The sequence below is a fragment of the Streptococcus oralis ATCC 35037 genome, from assembly GCF_900637025.1.
GTDB classification, from domain to species: Bacteria; Bacillota; Bacilli; order Lactobacillales; family Streptococcaceae; genus Streptococcus; species Streptococcus oralis.
Genome location: NZ_LR134336.1, coordinates 1,838,328 through 1,858,533, shown reverse-complemented (window position 1 = coordinate 1,858,533; position 20,206 = coordinate 1,838,328). Strand labels below are relative to the sequence as shown.

Annotated in this window: 14 protein-coding genes; 13 read left to right on the top strand and 1 reads right to left on the bottom strand. The window is 44.4% G+C overall.

All coding sequences use genetic code 11. From position 1 onward, the window contains the following. The first annotated feature begins 8 nt into the window (after positions 1-8). The 8 genes from dltC (at position 9) to EL140_RS09200 (ending at position 9,514) form a co-directional block, all read left to right on the top strand. Entirely contained in the window at positions 9-248 is a 240-nt protein-coding gene (gene dltC, locus EL140_RS09235) for a D-alanine--poly(phosphoribitol) ligase subunit DltC (RefSeq protein ID WP_000351968.1), read from the top strand. Continuing rightward, entirely contained in the window at positions 241-1,509 is a 1,269-nt protein-coding gene (gene dltD / locus EL140_RS09230; protein ID WP_000919848.1) for a D-alanyl-lipoteichoic acid biosynthesis protein DltD, read from the top strand. Before dltC ends, dltD begins: the two co-directional genes overlap by 8 nt. Positions 1,510-1,651: 142 nt before the next feature. Then, the gene (nt5e, locus tag EL140_RS09225) at positions 1,652-3,703 is read left to right on the top strand and encodes a cell surface ecto-5'-nucleotidase Nt5e (protein WP_001042710.1); all 2,052 of its coding nucleotides are present in this window, start codon (positions 1,652-1,654) and stop codon (positions 3,701-3,703) included. 148 nt (positions 3,704-3,851) lie between these two features. Next, positions 3,852-4,292, top strand: coding sequence for a zinc-dependent transcriptional regulator AdcR (gene adcR, locus EL140_RS09220; RefSeq protein WP_001249328.1), 441 nt, complete (start codon positions 3,852-3,854; stop codon positions 4,290-4,292). Then, on the top strand, positions 4,292-4,996 hold the full coding sequence (locus EL140_RS09215) for a metal ABC transporter ATP-binding protein (RefSeq protein WP_001269482.1): 705 nt from the start codon (positions 4,292-4,294) through the stop codon (positions 4,994-4,996). The genes adcR and EL140_RS09215 overlap by 1 nt, the downstream gene beginning before the upstream one ends. Then, positions 4,989-5,795, top strand: a complete 807-nt coding sequence (locus tag EL140_RS09210) for a metal ABC transporter permease (protein ID WP_000950027.1) — start codon at positions 4,989-4,991, stop codon at positions 5,793-5,795. The genes EL140_RS09215 and EL140_RS09210 overlap by 8 nt, the downstream gene beginning before the upstream one ends. Before the next feature lie 9 nt (positions 5,796-5,804). Further along, positions 5,805-7,310, top strand: a complete 1,506-nt coding sequence (adcA, locus tag EL140_RS09205; protein ID WP_000736547.1) for a zinc ABC transporter substrate-binding lipoprotein AdcA — start codon at positions 5,805-5,807, stop codon at positions 7,308-7,310. Positions 7,311-7,834: 524 nt separating this feature from the next. Then, positions 7,835-9,514 (top strand): alpha-L-fucosidase, encoded by a 1,680-nt coding sequence (locus EL140_RS09200; protein ID WP_002875295.1) that lies wholly within the window; start codon positions 7,835-7,837, stop codon positions 9,512-9,514. Positions 9,515-9,550: 36 nt separating this feature from the next. On the opposite strand, the gene EL140_RS09195 is transcribed toward EL140_RS09200, so the two are convergent. Then, entirely contained in the window at positions 9,551-11,638 is a 2,088-nt protein-coding gene (locus EL140_RS09195; RefSeq protein WP_000854335.1) for a GH92 family glycosyl hydrolase, read from the bottom strand. Positions 11,639-11,869: 231 nt separating this feature from the next. Here EL140_RS09195 and EL140_RS09190 point away from each other — a divergent pair, with 231 nt between their 5' ends. The 5 genes from EL140_RS09190 (at position 11,870) to EL140_RS09170 (ending at position 20,131) form a co-directional block, all read left to right on the top strand. Next, positions 11,870-13,156, top strand: coding sequence for a hypothetical protein (locus tag EL140_RS09190; protein ID WP_000843535.1), 1,287 nt, complete (start codon positions 11,870-11,872; stop codon positions 13,154-13,156). A gap of 128 nt (positions 13,157-13,284) precedes the next feature. Further along, positions 13,285-14,565, top strand: coding sequence for a glycoside hydrolase family 125 protein (locus EL140_RS09185; protein ID WP_000640535.1), 1,281 nt, complete (start codon positions 13,285-13,287; stop codon positions 14,563-14,565). A 90-nt stretch (positions 14,566-14,655) separates the two neighbouring features. Beyond that, the gene (locus tag EL140_RS09180) at positions 14,656-17,301 is read left to right on the top strand and encodes an alpha-mannosidase (protein WP_000432720.1); all 2,646 of its coding nucleotides are present in this window, start codon (positions 14,656-14,658) and stop codon (positions 17,299-17,301) included. 86 nt (positions 17,302-17,387) lie between these two features. Further along, the gene (locus EL140_RS09175; RefSeq protein ID WP_002875296.1) at positions 17,388-18,257 is read left to right on the top strand and encodes an ROK family protein; all 870 of its coding nucleotides are present in this window, start codon (positions 17,388-17,390) and stop codon (positions 18,255-18,257) included. Next, positions 18,251-20,131, top strand: a complete 1,881-nt coding sequence (locus tag EL140_RS09170) for a beta-N-acetylhexosaminidase (RefSeq protein ID WP_000259997.1) — start codon at positions 18,251-18,253, stop codon at positions 20,129-20,131. The genes EL140_RS09175 and EL140_RS09170 overlap by 7 nt, the downstream gene beginning before the upstream one ends. Positions 20,132-20,206: the final 75 nt, after the last annotated feature.

Here is a 20,206-nt window from a genome sequence, read left to right as displayed (position 1 = left end):
ATATTAAAATGGATATCAAATCAGAAGTTATTGAAATTATTGATGAGTTGTTTATGGAAGATGTTTCTGACATGATGGATGAAGATCTTTTTGATGCCGGTGTCTTGGATAGCATGGGAACGGTTGAATTGATTGTTGAGATTGAAAACCGTTTTGACATTCGTGTTCCAGTGACGGAGTTCGGTCGTGATGACTGGAATACGGCTAATAAAATCGTAGCAGGTATTACGGAGTTGAAGAATGCTTAAACGCTTGTGGCTGATCTTCGGGCCTCTGCTTCTTGCTAGTATTCTTGTTTTCTTACTAATCTTTTTCTATCCAAACAATCCAAGTCATAATTTGATGGAAGAGAAATATTCTGCAGCAGCGATTAGTTCGGAAAGTTTTAAAGAGAGAAGTCAAAAAGTGAGAGCCTTTACGGAACCAAATATGCGCTTTATTCCCTTTTTTGGCTCAAGTGAGTGGATTCGTTTTGATAGCATGCACCCAGCGGTCTTGGCGGAGAAGTATAGCCGTCCCTACCGTCCTTACTTTTTGGGGCAAGCAGGAGCAGCTTCTCTCAATCAGTATTTCGGCATGCAGCAGATCTTGCCAGAAATCGAGGAAAAGCAGGCAGTATTTGTCATTTCCCCTCAGTGGTTTACAGAGGAGGACTATGAGCCAGCATTCTTCCAAAACTACTTTAACAACGATCAGTTGACAGCCTTTCTAGAAAATCAATCGGGAGATATAGCAGCCAAACATGCAGCTAAACGTCTCTTAAAGCAAAATCCTGGAGTCTCTATGAAGGGTATCGTTGAGAAACTGTCAAAGGGTGAGGAATTATCAGAGGTTGATCATGCTATTATCAAGGCATTTGCACGTTTTAATGAGCGTCAGGCCTCTCTATTTGGACAATTTTCCATTCGAGGAAAACTCAAGTACAAGGAACACGTGGAGAACTATTTAAAAGATCTTCCAGATCAATTTTCTTATGAGGAGTTAGAAAAAATTGCTCGAAAGGATGCAGAAGCCAATACCAATAATAACGATATGGGAATTGAAAATCAATTTTATAAGACCCAGGTGAAAGACTACCTCGAGAAGTATAAGGGCTATCAAAAAAATTACAATTTCCTCAAGTCGTCTGAATATAATGATTTGCAGTTGGTTCTCAATCAATTTGCCAAATCAAAGGTCAATGTCCTTTTTGTGATCCAGCCTGTCAATAAAAAATGGATGGCCCATACAGGGCTCAGCGAGGAAATGTACCAACATGCTGTTGAAAAAATTCGTTACCAGTTAGAAAGTCAAGGTTTCACCAACATTGCTGACTTTTCTAAAAAAGGTGGAGATCCCTACTTTGTCAAGGACACCATTCACATTGGTTGGTTGGGTTGGCTAGCTTTTGATAAGGTTGTCAATCCCTTCTTGACGGATCCGACTCCAGCTCCAGACTATAAGATGAATGACCGCTTCTTTAGCAAGGACTGGGCGACCTATGATGGGAACATCAAAGATTTCCAATAAAATGAGTTAAAAGTTTGGGATTTAAACCCAAGCTTTTTTGTTTAAATGGCGAATATTTAAGATACAAATAGGTCAAAAGTTTCAAAATTTTTAGAAATAGCGTATAATATAAAAGAGAAAAAGAAAAGAAAGGGATTTTAAAATGAACAAACGTTCTTTGTTACCTGTCTTATCGACAGCCCTGTTAGCTCCAGCCTTCTTAGCTGGACAAGTATACGCTGAAGAAGCAACAACTTCTGCAGAAAGTTCAGCTGTCGTAGCGACTCCTGCTACGTCGGCGACCCCAGCTCCTGTTGAGAGCCCTGCAGTACCGGAAACTTCGGCAACTTCAGAAGCGGTTGCACCTGCAGAAGCTCCGTCAGCTCCTGCTGAATCTACTAAAAGCGAAGAAAAGGACACCGTTATCTTACACACTAATGATGTCCATGGTCGTATTGTAGAGGAAAAAGGAGTAATTGGAGATGCCAAGTTAGCGACTGTCATTGAGCAGGAGCGTGCAAAATCAAATCAAAATACTCTGGTTGTTGACGCGGGAGACGCTTTCCAAGGTTTGCCGATTTCCAACTCTACGAAGGGTGAAGCGCGTGCTGAAATTCTCAATCAGATGCAGTATGATGCCATGGCAGTAGGAAACCATGAGTTTGACTTTGGTTTAGACGAAGCTAAGAAATACAAGGAAATCTTGAAATTCCCATTACTTAGTTCAAATACCTACGTCAATGGTGCTCGTCTCTTTGAAGCTTCTACAATCGTTGATAAAGATAAGACTGTGGAAGGTGATGAGTTTGTTGTAATCGGCGTGACAACACCTGAAACAGCTACCAAAACTCACCCTAAAAATGTCAAAGGGGTAACTTTTACAGATCCAATCTCTGAAGTCAATAAGGTCATCGAAGAAGTTCAAGCTAAGGCGCGTGCAGAAGGCAAGGACTACAAACACTATGTTGTGCTCGCTCACTTGGGTGTAGATACCACAACTCCAGTCGAGTGGCGTGGTTCAACCTTGGCAGAAGCCTTGTCTAAAAATCCTCGTTTGAAAGGGAAACGCGTAACAGTAATCGACGGTCACTCTCATACAGTAGAATCAACGACTTATGGAGATAATGTTACCTATAACCAGACGGGAAGCTACCTTCACAATGTAGGGAAAATCACCTACAAATCCCGTCAGCTTTTGGGCAATCCAACTCAGATTCCGGCTGCTGATGCTAAAAAATTACCAGCCAATCCAAAAGTTGAAAAACTAGTCAAAGACATTAAACAAAAATACGATGCTGAAAATGCGGTTGAGATTGTCTCAAACAGCCCTGTAGAACTCAACGGTGATCGTGAAAATGTTCGGGTCCGTGAAACCAACCTCGGAAACGTCGTGGCAGACTCGCTCTATCAGTATGGTCAAACAGGATTTAGCCATCCGACTGACATCGCTGTGACAAATGGCGGTGGCTTGCGTGAAACTATTGCAAAAGGCAAACCGATCACTAAAGGAAATGTCATTGCCGTTCTTCCATTTGGAAATACCATCTCACAAATCCAAGTGACGGGGCAACAAGTCTTGGATATGTTTGAAAAATCACTCGGATCTATCTTGCAGGTCGATAAGGATGGCAAGAAGGTCTTGGATGAGAACGGGCAACCATTGTTGGAGCCAAGTGGTGGTTTCTTGCAAGTTTCAGGTGTGAAGGTCTACTATGATACCAACCTACCATCAGGCAAACGTGTCTTGGCCATCCAGGTCAAAAACCGTACAACTGGTCGTTATGATCTTCTGGACCTCGCAAAAACGTACTATCTTGCAACCAATGATTTCCTAGCTGCGGGTGGTGATGGCTACACGATGTTGGGTGGCGCTCGTGAAGAAGGCCCATCTATGGATGCAGCCTTTGAAGAGTATCTGAAAACTGCTGATTTGACCCAGTATGAAAAGATCAATCCGAACTCACGGACGATTTCTGTGGATTCTACAACTTTTAGTCTGCCAGTAGAAACGCCTCAAACGAATGCGGCTGCTAATGATGCGACTACAAATGTGCCATTGACTTATGAGGTGGCAAGTCAATTTAGCAAGAAGGCAGTTGTCTCAGAAAAGGCCCTCCCAAATACAGGAAGCGAACAATCCATCTTCTTGCTCTTGATGGGAATGGTAGCTGGTTTGGCAGGTATCTTATCGAGCCGAAAACCAAAACAAAAATAGGTTAAATTTCATATCTAGAAGAGTCTAGGGAAACGTTTTTACGCCTTTTTCCCTTGACTCTTTTTTGGTTTATGATATAATTAACCAGTAAAGAATCGGTGACTATCTCTATTTTTTACGAAAAAGATAGCTAGGGAAGGAGTAACACATGAGACAGCTTGCACAGGAAATCGATAACTTTTTAAATGAGGTGATCTTGAGATCTGAGAACCAGCATGAAATTCTGATTGGGCATTGCACGAGTGACGTTGCCTTGACCAACACTCAGGAACACATCCTCATGCTCTTGTCAGAAGAATCCCTAACCAACTCGGAGTTGGCCCGTCGTCTTAACGTCAGTCAGGCAGCAGTGACCAAGGCTATCAAATCTTTGGTCAAAGAGGGTATGTTAGAGACATCTAGAGATCCAAAGGATGCGCGTGTGATTTTTTACCAACTGACAGAACTAGCTCGACCAGTGGCAGAGGAACACCACCATCATCATGAACACACGCTCTTAGCCTATGAACAAGTGGCAAGTCAGTTTACTCCAAATGAACAAGAAGTTATCCAGCGGTTTTTAACTGCTTTAGTAGGAGAAATCAAATAATGCGGTATATTACAGTAGAGGACTTGTCTTTCTATTATGACAAAGAACCTGTCCTCGAGCACATCAACTACAGTGTTGATAGTGGGGAGTTTGTCACCCTGACTGGTGAAAATGGAGCTGCCAAGACAACGCTTATCAAGGCGAGCCTAGGCATCTTGCAGCCAAGATTTGGTAAGGTAACCATCTCAAAGACAAATACTCATGGGAAAAAGCTTAGGATAGCTTATCTTCCCCAGCAGATTGCCAGTTTTAATGCTGGTTTTCCGAGTACGGTTTATGAATTTGTCAAGTCGGGTCGCTATCCGCGAAAGGGTTGGTTTCGTCGCTTGAACGCCCATGATGAGGAGCATATCAAGGCCAGTCTAGACTCAGTTGGTATGTGGGAACACCGTGACAAACGAATTGGCTCCCTCTCGGGAGGGCAAAAGCAACGAGCAGTGATTGCCCGGATGTTTGCTTCTGACCCAGATATTTTTGTCTTGGATGAGCCGACGACAGGGATGGATGCAGGAAGCAAAAATGAATTTTACGAACTCATGCACCATAGTGCTCACCATCATGGCAAGGCTGTTTTGATGATTACCCATGACCCTGAGGAGGTCAAGGACTATGCGGATCGCAACATCCATCTGGTTCGTAACCAAGATTCGCCGTGGCGTTGTTTCAACGTTCACGAAAGCGACCAGGAGGTGGACCATGCTTAGTTTGTTATCTTATGACTTCATGCAGCGTGCCTTCTTGGCGGTCATTGCCATGAGTCTCTTTTCTCCAGTTCTTGGGACCTTCCTTATCTTACGTCGTCAGAGTCTCATGAGTGATACCCTCAGTCACGTTTCTCTGTCAGGGGTAGCCTTTGGTCTGGTTTTGGGAATTTCTCCAACTATTTCAACCATTGCTATCGTCTTGATTGCTGCGGTCTTTCTAGAGTATCTCCGGACAGTCTATAAGAACTTTATGGAAATCGGAACTGCCATCCTCATGTCAACAGGACTTGCAGTGTCTCTGATTGTCATGAGTAAGGGGAAAAGTTCGAGCTCCATGAGTTTGGACCAATACCTCTTTGGGTCTATTGTGACCATTAGCCAGGAGCAGGTGCTATTCCTCTTTGCCATTGCTGCGGTCGTTTTGCTCTTGACTTTCTTATTCTTACGTCCCATGTACATCCTGACTTTTGATGAGGACACGGCCTTTGTGGATGGCTTGCCAGTTCGTACCATGTCTATTCTCTTTAACATGGTGACAGGGGTGGCCATTGCCCTTATGATTCCAGCTGCAGGAGCCCTTTTGGTGTCGACCATTATGGTCTTACCAGCTAGCATTGCCCTTCGTCTGGGGAAAAACTTCAAATCCGTTATGTTACTAGCCAGCGCTATTGGTTTTTTGGGAATGGTGGCAGGACTCTACATTTCCTACTACGCAGAAACACCTGCCAGCGCTAGTATCACCATTATCTTTGTAGCTGTCTTTTTGTTAGTCAGTCTACTGAAACGTTTTATCAAATAGGAGAATGAAATGAAAAAACTGAGCTTACTACTAGCTAGTCTATGTGCCCTGTTTTTAGTGGCTTGTTCCAATCAAAAACAGGCAAATGGGAAACTCAATATCGTGACAACCTTTTACCCTGTCTACGAATTTACCAAGCAAGTCGCAGGAGATACTGCTAATGTAGAACTTCTAATCGGTGCTGGTACAGAACCCCATGAGTACGAACCGTCTGCCAAGGCAGTTGCCAAAATCCAAGACGCAGATACCTTTGTCTATGAAAATGAAAATATGGAAACTTGGGTTCCAAAATTGCTAGAATCCTTGGATAAGAAAAAAGTGAAAACCATCAAGGCAACAGGTGATATGCTCCTCTTGCCAGGTGGTGAGGAAGAAGAGGAAGGGCATGATCATGGCGGTGAGGGTCACCATCACGACTACGATCCCCACGTTTGGCTTTCACCAGCACGCGCCATCAAACTGGTAGAGCATATCCGTGACAGCTTGTCAGCAGATTATCCTGATAAAAAAGAGACTTTTGAGAAGAATGCAGCTGCCTACATTGAAAAATTGCAAGCATTGGATAAGGCTTATACAGATGGCTTATCTCAAGCGAAACAAAAGAGCTTTGTGACCCAGCACGCTGCCTTTAACTATCTTGCCTTGGACTACGGTCTCAAGCAAGTATCCATCTCAGGTCTCTCACCAGATGCAGAACCATCAGCAGCACGTTTGGCAGAATTGACAGAGTATATCAAGAAAAACAAGATTTCTTATATCTACTTTGAAGAAAATGCTTCACAAGCCCTCGCCAATACACTCTCAAAAGAAACAGGTGTCAAACTAGACGTGCTCAATCCGCTAGAAAGTCTAACAGAAGAAGCAACCAAGGCTGGTGAGGACTATATCTCCGTGATGGAGAAAAACCTCAAGGCTTTGAAACAGACAACGGACCAAGAAGGACCAGAAATCGAACCAGAGAAGGAAGAAAATACCAAGACAGTTCACAATGGTTACTTTGAGGATGCAGATGTCAAGGACCGCACCTTGAGTGACTATGCTGGCAACTGGCAGTCTGTCTATCCTTTCCTTGAGGATGGAACTTTTGATCAAGTCTTTGACTACAAGGCTAAGTTGACTGGTAAGATGACCAAGGATGAGTATAAGGCTTACTATAGAAAAGGCTATCAGACAGATGTGACCAAAATCAACATCACGGATAACACTATGGAATTTGTTCAAGGTGGCCAAAGCAAGAAATTCACCTATAAGTATGTCGGCAAGAAAATCTTGACTTATAAGAAAGGCAATCGTGGTGTGCGCTTCCTCTTTGAAGCGACAGATGCGGACGCTGGACAGTTCAAGTATGTTCAGTTTAGTGACCACAATATCGCCCCAGTCAAGGCAGAACATTTCCATATCTTCTTTGGAGGCACAAGCCAAGAAGCCCTCTTTGAAGAAATGGATAACTGGCCAACCTACTACCCAGATAACCTATCTGGTCAAGAAATCGCCCAAGAAATGTTAGCGCATTGATGCAAGAGAGAATCCCGCAAATCTGCGGGATTTTTTGCTGGAAATGATTAGGTTGTTAGGTATTATAGTACCACAGTTGTGCTGTTCACAATGTGATAAAGAGGTCATTTTCTACTGGCTGATTCTCACTAGCTGGCGAATGCAAAAGCTACGATTGTACAAATTATAGAATCTTTTCAGGGGATTTAGGAAGGAATCTTAGTCATATTGACGCTGCTATCGCTTTTTGTTATAGTCAAGGAGAGAGCGGTCTGGAACACTAGTTTATTCACAGTCTGTGGATAAGTCTAGGGGGAAATGACATACAACTCAGGGAGTTGAAGTATCCTGATAATAGTTTCGTATATTAGTGACTTTCTGGAAAGCTAGTATAAACCCTAGTACAGAGGCATTTGGCAAAGGTGTGTTTAGCGTGAAGGCTTCCAAGTCTAAGAGCTGGATTTTGGAGAAACTAGTTTTTAGGCATGTTTTCTTATCCACAACTTGTGGATAACTTTGTGAACAAGAGAAAGAGATGTGAGATGATGACGAAAATAAAACCGCATGGACCATTACCAAGCCAGGCCCAGCTGGATTATTTAGAGGATGAACTAGCTGCCTTTATCCATTTTGGTCCTAATACCTTTTATGACCAGGAATGGGGGACTGGACAGGAGGATCCTGAACGCTTTAACCCGACCAAGTTGGATGCGCGTGAATGGGTTCGGGTACTCAAAGAAACGGGTTTTAAAAAGCTGATTTTGGTGGTCAAGCACCACGATGGTTTTGTGCTCTATCCGTCAGCACATACAGATTATTCGGTCAAGGCTAGCCCTTGGAGGGATGGAAAGGGGGACTTGCTCCTTGAGGTTTCCAAAGCTGTAACTGAGTTTGACATGGATATGGGAGTTTATTTATCTCCTTGGGATGCCCATAGTCCCCTCTATCATGTGGACCGAGAAGCAGACTACAATGCCTACTATCTGGCTCAATTGAAGGAAATCTTGTCAAATCCTGCCTATGGGAATGCCGGTAAGTTCGCTGAGGTGTGGATGGATGGTGCTCGAGGAGAAGGGGCCCAGAAGGTCAACTATGAGTTTGAGACCTGGTTTGAAACCATTCGTGACTTGCAGGGCGATTGTTTGATTTTCTCCACTGAGGGAACTAGTATTCGCTGGATTGGAAATGAACGAGGCTATGCAGGGGACCCCTTGTGGCAAAAAGTCAAGCCAGACCAGTTGGGGACAGAAGCGGAATTAGATTACCTGCAGCACGGAGACCCCTCGGGAACGCTGTTTTCAATCGGTGAGGCAGATGTTTCTCTTCGGCCAGGCTGGTTTTACCATGAGGATCAGGATCCCAAGTCTCTTGAGGAATTGGTCGAAATCTACTTTCACTCGGTGGGTCGGGGTACACCTCTCTTACTCAATATTCCTCCAAACCAAGATGGACTCTTTGACGAAAAGGATATTCAGCGTCTCTATGAATTTGCTGTCTACCGTGACGAGTTCTATAAAGAGGATTTGGCTTTGGGAGCCAAGGTATCTGGTCCTGCTCTATCACCAGACTTTGCTTGTCATCATCTGACAGATGGACTGGAGGCTAGTTCTTGGTCAAGTGATGCAGAGTTGCCAATCCAATTAGAGCTCGATTTAGGGGCACCTAAAACTTTTGATGTGATCGAGCTGAGAGAAGATTTGAAGTTGGGGCAACGCATCGCTGCTTTCCATGTTCAGGTAGAGTTGGATGGTGCCTGGCAGGAGTTTGGCTCTGGTTATACTGTTGGCTACAAACGTCTCTTACGAGGATCAGTCGTTGAGGCGCAGAAGATACGCGTGACCATTACAGAGGCACAGGCTTTGCCTTTGTTGACCAAAATTTCACTCTATAAAACACCTACCTTGTCGAAAAAAGAAGCTGTTCAGCAACTAGAGTTTTCAGAAAAAAGTCTAGCTGTGATCAAGGGAGAAAATGTCCACTTTACAGTGAAACGCATAGAATCTAGCAGTCCTTTAGAAGCTAAGATTTCGATTCAACCAGGGACGGGTGTGCATGGTGTCGCTTATCGGGACGAGATTCAAGTCCTTGCGTTTCAAGTTAGCGAGACTGAAAAAAGGCTAACGCTACCAACCTTGTATTTTGCAGGAGATAAAAGCTTAGATTTTTATCTGAATTTGACGGTAGATGGGCAGCTGGTTGACCAGCTTCAGGTCCAAGTTTCATAAAAGAAGAACCTTTGCGCGATGCAAAGGTTCTTTTGGTTAGGAGTGATTTGGTAGCCAGCTGAGGGTGAAGGTCAGTTGCTCAGCTTTCAAGAGGTCTTGGTGTTGAATGCTAGATACTGGGGTCTGGTCCAGTCGGCATTCTTTGACAAAGTTGAAATGGCTGTAGTTTTGCTCGGCATGGATATCCAGCCATTTATTTTCCTTAGCCAGGTAGATACGGAGGTGGTCAAAGAGAGGGATTCCGAGGTCGTAGCTTGATTTTCCTGGACAGGTCGGATAAAATCCCAGAGTCGACCAGATGTACCAAGCCGAGAGACTGCCATTGTCCTCATCGCCAGGATAGGCTTGCCAGCTTGGGTGAAAGGCTTTCTGACGGAGGGTTTTGATGAGTAGAGCAGTGTAGTCAGGGTAGTCGCTGTAGTGGAAGAGATAAGGGATGTGGAAGCTAGGCTGGTTGGAAATGGCGAGTTGTCCAAAGGGAGCTGTTGCCATCTCGCTCATTTCATGAATCTCGTAACCATAGCCGGTGGTTTCAAAGAGAGGAGCGTCCTGACAGGCTTTCAAAAGATAGTGGCTGAAGGCTTCTTTTCCACCCATAAGCTGGATTAAGCCTGGGATATCATGTAAGACGCCTAAGGTCGCTTGAATGGCAGAGCATTCGGCGTAGTCGCGTCCCCAACTATAAGGAGAGAAGTCAGGGCGGAAGTTGCCTTGGCTATCTCGCGCACGCATGTAGCCTGTCTCAGTGTCAAATAGATGACGGTAATTTTGAGACGCAGTTCTATAAGTTTTCGCGATGTCATTCTGACCTAGTTTTTCGGCACAGCTGGCGATACAAAAGTCACTATAGGCATAGTCAAGGGTGTGACTGACACTTTCGTGGTGGTCGGTAGAAAGATAACCTAATTCTTGGTATTGGGCTAGTCCGTGGCGACCATTGATGCCGAGAGGGTCGGACTTGGTGGCTGTCTCCAGCATAGCTTGGAGGAGTTCTTCTTCCAAGTCAGGAGCCATGTCCTTGCAGGCGCTATCTGCGATAATACCATCTAAAAGGGTACCAGGCATCATACCACGCTCGTCTGGAGCCAGCCACTTTGGAAGGAATCCAGTATCGCGGTAGCTATTGAGGAAACCTTCTAGAAAGCGGTGATAGTGTTCCGGTATGATAAGGGCAAAGAGGGGAAAGGTGGTGCGGAAGGTATCCCAGAAACCATTGTTGCTAAAGAGGACACCAGGCTTGACAGTACTAGTAGACAAATCCATGTGGATGTTCTGCCCTGACTCGTTCACCTCATAAAATGTCTGTGGGAAGAGGAAGAGTCTGTAGAGGCAGTGATCAAAGAAGATTCGGTCGGCTTCCCCTGTCTCCACGATATCAAAACGGTGGAGGAGATTTTCCCAGTTTGCTTGGGCATTTGCTTTACAGCTATCAAAGTCCGTTTGAGGTAGATTAAATAGCGCTTGAGAAGGAGAAATAAAGGAAGTCGCTAGTTGAATCTCGGCTTGACTGCTTGCTAAGTCAATTCGCCAGTCTCCCTCTTCTTGTGTGATAGCAAGAATATCCGTATTCATTTGTAAAGCAGTAAACAGTATCAGCGGATTTTTGTTGGTCTCTGTTTTTCCCTCTTGACGCAGGGCTAGAGTCCGCTTATCTACTTGCTCCACTGTCAGTTCATCTGCTGTGTGAAGATAGAGGGAGAGGGCTTTGCCTTGCTTTTGCTCCAAACGAATAGAAGCGCCATAGCAAGTCGGTGTGAGCTGGGTTCCAATCTGATAGCGCAGGGAGAAAATCTTCAGATAATGAGGCTGGAAAGAGGCCTTATCCATATCATAGGAGGACTGACGGTGAAAGAGGCTGTCTCCACCTAGCTGGCCTGTAACAGGTGTCAGAAGGAGCCAAGAGTAGTCCCCAATCCAAGGACTGGGTTGGTGGGTTAATCGAATCCCTTGAAAAATGGGCAGATGCGGATCGAAAAACCAAGCTCCCTCCTGGTCACTGGTCTGAGGCACAAAATAATTCATCCCGAAAGGGACGCCTGTGTAGGGCAGGGTATTTCCTCGAGAAAAGGCGTGTTTGCTGGCAGTCCCAAAGCGGGTATCGATGGTTTCAAGTAGTGTTTTCATAAAAAAGCTTTCTGTTGGAGTTTTTGTTTAGTATAACATGAAATTGCCAATAACCGAATTTTAAAAAGTGAATGCCCCTATAAATTTCGGTTAATAATTTACAAATATTCATTCTTTTGTTAGAATGGAGACAATAAAAAAGAAAAGGGGATTTTTTTTATGAGTGATTCGGTAAATAATGTGAATAACGAATAATCTGTAGAGAAGGTTGAAAACACGCCTGTAGAGGATGTGAAGTCAGTTGCTACTCAAGAACCAGAAACTGTGGAAGAAACTGCTTCTGAGCAAGCAAAAGATGACCAATCTGAAGAAGTGGTGGAAGAGAAAGATTCTAAATCAGAACAGAAAGAAGATGCAAAAGCTTCAGCTGCGGCTTCAGCTCAACAAGTAGTTGAAAAAACCAAAGGACTGTTTGCAACGAAACGCAAAGAAATCATTGCAGCTCTTGTGGCAGTAGCCGTTATTATTGTGGCATTTGTGGGATACAATGTTATCCAGTCACAACCAAAAAGCTTGATTGGCGACGTTAAAGTTGAGTTCTCAGGTTATGAAGAATCTGGAACGGTAACTTATAATAGTCAAGATATTGCTGAGAAAGTAGCAGAAATAGCATACCAAAAAGTAGGCTTTAATAAAGATCAGGCAGCTGGTTTGGCTAAAAAAGATTCTATTATTTACGCAGAGGTGTCAAGAGATGGCAAGTTGGCGTCTAAATTGATACAAGCAGAAGCGATGATTAGTAGTGTCCATTATGAATTTGACAAAACAAATGGTCTCAAAAATGGGGATGAAGTTACGTTCACTGTAACAACAAGCTCAAAAAACTCACCATTTAAAGCTGAAAAGAAAACTTTCAAAGTTGAAAACTTGAAAGAATATGAGAAGGTATCAACGGCTGATTTGCTCAAAGAAACTCCTGTGACATTTACTGGATTTAATGGGTATGGCATAGCGTCTATTACAGAAAATCCTAATAAAGACGGCTATTTCAACTTTGAAGATAACAAACGTCCGACAAACTTGAAGAACGGAGATACAGTTACTCTTACTGTTAGTGTGACCTATATCAATGAGTTAAAATCAAAAGGAAAAGTTGTTGACAACAATAAGGTCGAGGTGACTGTTGAAGGGTTGAAAGACTTAAAAGATGTGAAGAACTTTGCGGATCTTCTGAAAAAGAATGATGACTATAGCAAGTCTGAAAATCAAAATAGTTCCTTTAGCACCTACACTTTAGAGTCGCAAGGCAGTTATTTGAAAGTCATCCCAGAAGAGAATAAAAAATCAAATGGAAAAGTTTCGTTGATAACAGTTTATAAAGTAACTTGGTCAAGTGGCAATTCAAAAGAAGTTCGTTACAAATACTATGGTTATCAAGCTTACCTTTTGAAGGACAATAATCTGGATCTTGATGCTGCTTCTAAAGTATCAAGCTGGGGATCAAAAGATTTAGAAGGTCTAAAAGCTGAACTGGCTACCGAAGGTTATAAGGTTTACGAAGAAAAGAAAAGTGAATAGAAAAGTTGGGGGAATCCCAGCTTTTTTTTCATAAGTTTGTTTCAAAACGACTTTAGTTTGTGTATATCTTTTAGGGGTGATTTTTTTTATACTGAACATGAAACTTGTTTGAAAGAGGAAACTGCACGATGATTTATTCGAAAGAAATTGTTAGAGAATGGCTGGACGAAGTAGCAGAGCGGGCCAAGGACCATCCGGAGTGGGTGGATGTCTTCGAGCGTTGCTACACAGACACCTTGGATAATACAGTTGAAATCTTAGAAGATGGCTCAACTTTTGTACTCACTGGGGATATTCCTGCCATGTGGCTTCGGGATTCGACAGCCCAACTCAGACCCTACCTTCATGTGGCTAAAAGAGATCCTCTCCTGCGTCAGACCATTGCAGGTTTGGTTAAGCGTCAGATGACCTTGGTGCTCAAGGATCCTTATGCCAACTCCTTTAACATTGAGGAAAACTGGAAGGGTCACCATGAGACTGACCACACCGACCTTAACGGTTGGATCTGGGAGCGCAAGTATGAGGTGGACTCGCTTTGCTATCCTTTGCAGCTGGCTTATCTCCTTTGGAAAGAGACTGGCGAAACCAGTCAGTTTGATGAAACTTTTGTCGCTGCGACCAAGGAAATCCTTCATCTCTGGACGGTAGAGCAGGACCACAACAACTCTCCATATCGTTTTGTCCGCGATACAGACCGCAAGGAAGATACTCTGGTAAATGATGGCTTTGGACCTGACTTTGCCCTGACAGGTATGACCTGGTCAGCCTTCCGACCAAGTGATGACTGCTGTCAGTATAGCTATTTGATTCCATCCAATATGTTTGCAGTCGTTGTCTTGGGGTATGTCCAAGAAATCTTTGCAGAACTAGATCTAGCTGATAGCCAAAACATCATCGCAGACGCTAAACGTCTGCAAGCAGAGATCCAAGAAGGAATCGAAAACTACGCTTATACCTCCAACAGCAAGGGTGAAAAGATTTACGCCTTTGAAGTGGATGGTCTAGGAAATGCTAGCATCATGGATGATCCAAACGTACCAAGTTTGTTGGCTGCGCCTTATCTGGGCTACTGCGACATTGACGATGAGGTTTACCAAGCAACTCGTCGGACCATTCTGAGCCCTGAAAATCCATATTTCTACCAAGGTGAATATGCTAGTGGTCTCGGAAGTTCTCATACTTTCTATCGCTATATCTGGCCGATTGCCCTTTCTATCCAAGGCCTGACAACAAGTGATAAGGCAGAGAAGAAATTCTTGCTGGATCAGCTCGTTGCCTGCGACGGTGGTACAGGTGTCATGCACGAAAGCTTCCACGTGGATGACCCAACGCTTTACTCACGTGAATGGTTTTCTTGGGCCAACATGATGTTCTGTGAATTAGTCTTGGATTACCTGGATATTCGTTAAGGAGCGCGCTTTAGTTTCACCGATTCGTGTCAGAATCACACCTTTACATTTAAAACGTTAAAATTTAAATTTAGAATGAGGTTTTACTTCATGGAAAATGTTGTTGTACATATTATCTCACATAGTCACTGGGACCGTGAGTGGTACTTACCTTTTGAAAGCCACCGTATGCAGTTGGTGGAGTTGTTTGACAATCTTTTTGATCTCTTTGAAAATGACCCTGAGTTTAAGAGTTTCCACTTGGATGGACAAACCATTGTCCTGGATGACTATTTGGAAATTCGCCCTGAAAATCGCGACAAAGTCCAAGGTTACATTGACGAAGGCAAACTCAAAATTGGTCCCTTTTACATCTTGCAGGATGATTACTTGATTTCAAGTGAAGCCAACGTCCGCAATACCTTGATTGGTCAAGCAGAATGTGCAAAATGGGGCAAATCCACTCAGATTGGTTACTTCCCAGATACCTTTGGAAATATGGGACAAGCTCCTCAAATCCTTCAGAAATCAGGCATTCACGTGGCAGCCTTTGGGCGTGGTGTGAAGCCGATTGGATTTGACAACCAAGTTCTCGAAGATGAGCAGTTTACTTCCCAGTTTTCAGAAATGTACTGGCAGGGTGCGGACGGAAGCCGCGTCCTCGGTATCCTCTTTGCCAACTGGTACAGTAACGGGAATGAAATCCCAGTTGATAAGGACGAGGCCCTAACTTTCTGGAAACAAAAATTGTCAGACGTGCGTGACTACGCTTCGACCAACCAATGGTTGATGATGAACGGATGTGACCACCAGCCTGTACAGCGAAATCTGAGCGAAGCCATTCGTGTGGCCAATGAACTCTTCCCAGATGTGACTTTTGTTCATAGTTCATTTGATGACTATGTCCATGCAGTAGAAAGTGCTCTACCTGAGCAACTATCTACCGTTACGGGTGAGTTGACCAGTCAAGAAACAGACGGTTGGTATACACTTGCTAACACTTCTTCATCCCGTATTTACCTCAAACAAGCTTTCCAAGAAAATAGCAACCTCCTAGAACAAGTAGTGGAGCCATTGACTGTCATCACTGGTGGGCACAACCATAAGGATCAGTTGACTTATGCTTGGAAAGTCCTTCTACAAAATGCGCCACATGATAGTATCTGTGGCTGTAGTATTGACGAAGTTCACCGTGAGATGGAAACGCGTTTTGCCAAGGTCAACCAAGTTGGAAACTTCGTTAAGACCAATCTTCTCAATGAGTGGAAGGGCAAAATTGCAACTCACGAAGCGCAAAGCGACCATCTCTTTACTGTCATTAACACAGGTTTGCATGACAAGGTTGATACGGTCAGCACCGTGATTGATGTGGCGACTTGTGATTTCAAGGAATTGCACCCAACAGAAGGCTATAAGAAGATGGCAGCTTTGACCTTGCCAAGCTACCGTGTCGAAGACTTGGAAGGGCATGCTGTAGAAGCGAAAATCGAAGATCTGGGAGCTAACTTTGAGTATGATTTGCCAAAAGACAAGTTCCGTCAGGCTCGTATCGCTCGACAAGTGCGCGTGACAGTCCCTGTTCATCTGGCACCACTTTCTTGGACAACCTTCCAATTGCTCGAAGGAGAACAAGAACACCGTGACGGTATTTACCAAAACGGAGTGATTGATACGCCATTTGTAACGGTCAGTGTGGATGAAAATATCACAGTCTACGACAAGACAACTCATGAAGCTTATGAGGATGTTCTTCGTTTTGAAGACCGTGGTGACATCGGAAATGAGTACATCTATTTCCAACCAAAAGGAACAGAGCCTATCTATGCAGAGCTTAAGGGCTATGAGGTCTTGGAAAATACAGCTCGTTTTGCCAAGATCTTACTCAAGCATGAATTGACAATTCCAGTAAGTGCAGACGAAAAACTGGATGCGGAACAAAGAGGCATCATAGAGTTTATGACGCGTGAAGCTGGACGCTCAGATGAACTAACAACCCTTCCTCTTGAAACAGAGATGACCGTCTTTGTTGACAATCCACAAATCCGCTTCAAGACTCGCTTTACTAACACAGCCAAGGACCACCGTATCCGTCTCTTGGTCAAGACTCATAATACGCGTCCAAGCAATGATTCGGAAAGCATTTATGAGGTGGTGACACGACCAAACAAACCAGCTGCTTCTTGGGAAAATCCTGAAAATCCTCAACACCAACAAGCCTTCGTCAGTCTGTATGACGATGAAAAAGGGGTGACGGTGGCCAATAAAGGATTGCACGAGTATGAAATCCTTGGAGACGAAACCATTGCAGTGACCATTCTTCGTGCCTCAGGTGAGCTAGGTGACTGGGGTTACTTCCCAACACCAGAGGCTCAGTGCTTGCGTGAGTTTGAAGTCGAGTTTGCTCTTGAATGCCACCAAGCAGGGGAACGCTTCTCCGCTTTCCGTCGTGCCAAAGCCTTCCAAACACCATTCACTAGTCTTCAAGTTGCTAAACAAGAAGGAAGTGTTGCTGCGACTGGTAGCCTCTTGAGTCATGCGGCACTCAGCTTACCACAAGTCTGCCCAACAGCCTTTAAGGTAGCTGAAAATGAAGAAGGATATGTACTTCGTTACTACAATATGAGTCAAGAAAATGTGCGTATATCAGAACAGCAACAAACCATTCTGGACTTGCTTGAACGACCATATCCAGTTCATTCAGGACTCTTAGCACCACAAGAAATTCGTACAGAATTGATCAAAAAAGAAGACATTTAACAGTTTTAAAGAATACTATGAGATAGAAAGGAGGGGCGAAAGAGTTAGGATGAACTACTGAGTCGCCCCTTTTTATGGGAAGAACAATGACCATTGCAACCATTGATATCGGAGGGACTGGGATTAAGTTTGCCAGTCTGACTCCTGATGGAAAAATACTAGATAAGACAAGTATTCCGACGCCAGAAAGTTTGGAGGATTTACTAGCTTGGCTAGACCAACGCTTGGCAGAACAAGATTATAAGGGCATTGCTATGAGTGTTCCAGGCGCGGTCAATCAAGAAACAGGTGTGATTGAGGGCATCAGTGCCGTCCCTTACATCCATGGCTTTTCTTGGTATGAAGCTCTTGCTCATCATCAACTCCCCGTCCATCTAGAAAATGATGCCAACTGTGTTGGACTTAGTGAACTGCTGGCTCACCCAGAGATTGAAAATGCAGCCTGTGTCGTGATTGGGACAGGAATTGGCGGTGCCATGATTATCAATGGCAAACTTCACCGAGGTCGCCACGGCTTGGGAGGAGAGTTTGGCTACATGACAACTATCGAGCCTGCGGAAAAGCTCAACAACTGGTCGCAACTAGCGTCAACTGGAAATATGGTGCGATACGTGATTGAAAAATCTGGTCAGACTGACTGGGACGGACGCAAGATTTACCAAGAGGCCGCAGCTGGCAATGTTCTTTGTCAAGAAGCCATTTTGCGTATGAACCGTAATTTGGCTCAAGGTTTGCTTAATATCCAGTATCTCATCGACCCAGATGTCATTAGTCTGGGAGGCTCCATCAGTCAGAATCCAGACTTTATCCAAGGTGTCAAAAAAGCTGTCGATGAATTTGTCGAAACCTACGAAGAATACACGGTCGCACCAGTTATCCAGGCCTGCACCTATCACGCAGACGCCAATCTCTACGGTGCCCTTGTCAACTGGCTACAGGAGGAAAACCAATGGTAGTTTTTACAGGACTTAGTCCTAAACAAACTCAGGCAATCGACTTGCTGACAAAACATATCTCTTTACCAGATGTGGAAGTTGCAGTCGCTCAGTCTGACCAAACGTCTATCTCGATTATAGGTCAAGGTGGACACTATCAACTAACCTATCGCAAACCTCACCAACTCTACCGCGCCTTGTCAGTGCTAGCAACAGCTCTAGTAGAAGGTGATAAGGTAGCGATTGAGGAGCAGGCGGCTTATGAAGATTTAGCCTACATGGCAGACTGTTCTCGCAATGCAGTTTTGAATGTGGCTTCTGCCAAACAGATGATTGAAGTCTTGGCTCTCATGGGTTACTCAACCTTCGAGCTCTACATGGAAGATACCTACCAGATTGAGGGGCAGCCTTATTTTGGTTACTTCCGCGGGGCTTATTCAGCAGAAGAGTTGCAGGAAATCGAAGCCTATGCCCAACAGTTTGACATGACCTTTGTGCCCTGCATCCAGACCTTGGCCCACTTGTCAGCCTTTGTCAAATGGGGGGTCAAAGAAGTGCAGGAACTCCGTGATGTGGAGGACATTCTCCTTATCGGCGAAGAAAAGGTTTATGACCTGATTGATGGGATGTTTGCTACTTTGTCTAAACTGCAGACTCGCAAGGTCAATATCGGGATGGATGAAGCCCACTTGGTTGGTTTGGGACGCTACCTCATCTTGAATGGTGTTGTAGACCGTAGTCTTCTCATGTGTCAACACTTAGAGCGCGTGCTGGATATTGCTGACAAGTATGGTTTCCACTGCCAGATGTGGAGCGATATGTTCTTCAAACTCATGTCAGCGGATGGTCAGTACGACCGTGATGTGGAGATTCCAGAGGAAACGCATGTCTACCTAGACCGTCTAAAAGACCGTGTGACCTTGGTTTACTGGGATTATTATCAAGACAGCGAAGAAAAGTACAATCGCAATTTCCGCAACCACCACAAGATTAGCCAAGACCTTGCCTTTGCAGGCGGAGCTTGGAAGTGGATCGGTTTCACACCCAACAACCATTTCAGCCGTCTCATTGCTGTAGAAGCCAACAAAGCCTGCCGCGCCAATGATATCAAAGAAGTCATCGTGACGGGTTGGGGGGATAACGGTGGGGAAACTGCACAGTTCTCTATCCTACCAAGTCTGCAAATCTGGGCAGAACTCAGCTACCGCAATGACCTAGATCGTTTGTCTGCTCACTTCAAGACCAATACGGGTCTATCAGTTGAGGACTTTATGCAGATTGACCTTGCCAATCTCTTGCCAGACTTGCCAGGCAATCTCAGTGGTATCAATCCCAACCGCTATGTCTTTTATCAGGATGTTCTCTGTCCGATTCTTGACAGACACATGACACCTGAACAGGACAAACCGCACTTCGCTCAGGCTGCTGTGACCCTTGCTGCTATCAAAGAAAAAGCTGGTGCCTACTCTTATCTCTTTGAAACTCAGGCTCAATTGAACCAGATTTTAAGCAGTAAAGTAGATGTTGGACGACGCATTCGTGAAACTTATAAAGTCGATGACAAAGTCAGCTTGCAGCAAATCGCCAGAGAAGAATTACCAAAACTCAGAAGCGAGATTGAACACTTCCATGCTCTCTTTAGCCACCAATGGTTGAAAGAAAACAAGGTCTTTGGCTTGGATACAGTCGATATCCGTATGGGCGGACTCTTGCAACGTATCAAACGAGCAGAAAGTCGCATCGAGGCTTATCTGGCAGGTCAGATTGATCGCATCGACGAGCTAGAAGTTGAAATCCTACCATTTACTGATTTCTACGCAGACAAGGATTTCGCAGCAACTACAGCCAATCAGTGGCACACTATTGCGACCGCATCGACGATTTATACGACTTAATACTCTTCGAAAATCTCTTCAAACCACGTCAGCTTCGCCTTGCCGTATAGATGTTACTGACTTCGTCAGTTTTAT

What these genes read in the sequence shown, in the direction of transcription:
- EL140_RS09180 (WP_000432720.1), top strand. Translation starts at nt 14,656, where the DNA reads ATGGAAAATGTTGTTGTACATATTATCTCACATAGTCACTGGGACCGT.
- EL140_RS09170 (WP_000259997.1), top strand. Translation starts at nt 18,251, where the DNA reads ATGGTAGTTTTTACAGGACTTAGTCCTAAACAAACTCAGGCAATCGAC.
- EL140_RS09200 (WP_002875295.1), top strand. Translation starts at nt 7,835, where the DNA reads ATGACGAAAATAAAACCGCATGGACCATTACCAAGCCAGGCCCAGCTG.
- EL140_RS09215 (WP_001269482.1), top strand. Translation starts at nt 4,292, where the DNA reads ATGCGGTATATTACAGTAGAGGACTTGTCTTTCTATTATGACAAAGAA.
- dltC (WP_000351968.1), top strand. Translation starts at nt 9, where the DNA reads ATGGATATCAAATCAGAAGTTATTGAAATTATTGATGAGTTGTTTATG.
- EL140_RS09175 (WP_002875296.1), top strand. Translation starts at nt 17,388, where the DNA reads ATGACCATTGCAACCATTGATATCGGAGGGACTGGGATTAAGTTTGCC.
- EL140_RS09185 (WP_000640535.1), top strand. Translation starts at nt 13,285, where the DNA reads ATGATTTATTCGAAAGAAATTGTTAGAGAATGGCTGGACGAAGTAGCA.
- EL140_RS09210 (WP_000950027.1), top strand. Translation starts at nt 4,989, where the DNA reads ATGCTTAGTTTGTTATCTTATGACTTCATGCAGCGTGCCTTCTTGGCG.
- adcA (WP_000736547.1), top strand. Translation starts at nt 5,805, where the DNA reads ATGAAAAAACTGAGCTTACTACTAGCTAGTCTATGTGCCCTGTTTTTA.
- nt5e (WP_001042710.1), top strand. Translation starts at nt 1,652, where the DNA reads ATGAACAAACGTTCTTTGTTACCTGTCTTATCGACAGCCCTGTTAGCT.
- EL140_RS09195 (WP_000854335.1), bottom strand. Translation starts at nt 11,638, where the DNA reads ATGAAAACACTACTTGAAACCATCGATACCCGCTTTGGGACTGCCAGC.
- dltD (WP_000919848.1), top strand. Translation starts at nt 241, where the DNA reads ATGCTTAAACGCTTGTGGCTGATCTTCGGGCCTCTGCTTCTTGCTAGT.
- adcR (WP_001249328.1), top strand. Translation starts at nt 3,852, where the DNA reads ATGAGACAGCTTGCACAGGAAATCGATAACTTTTTAAATGAGGTGATC.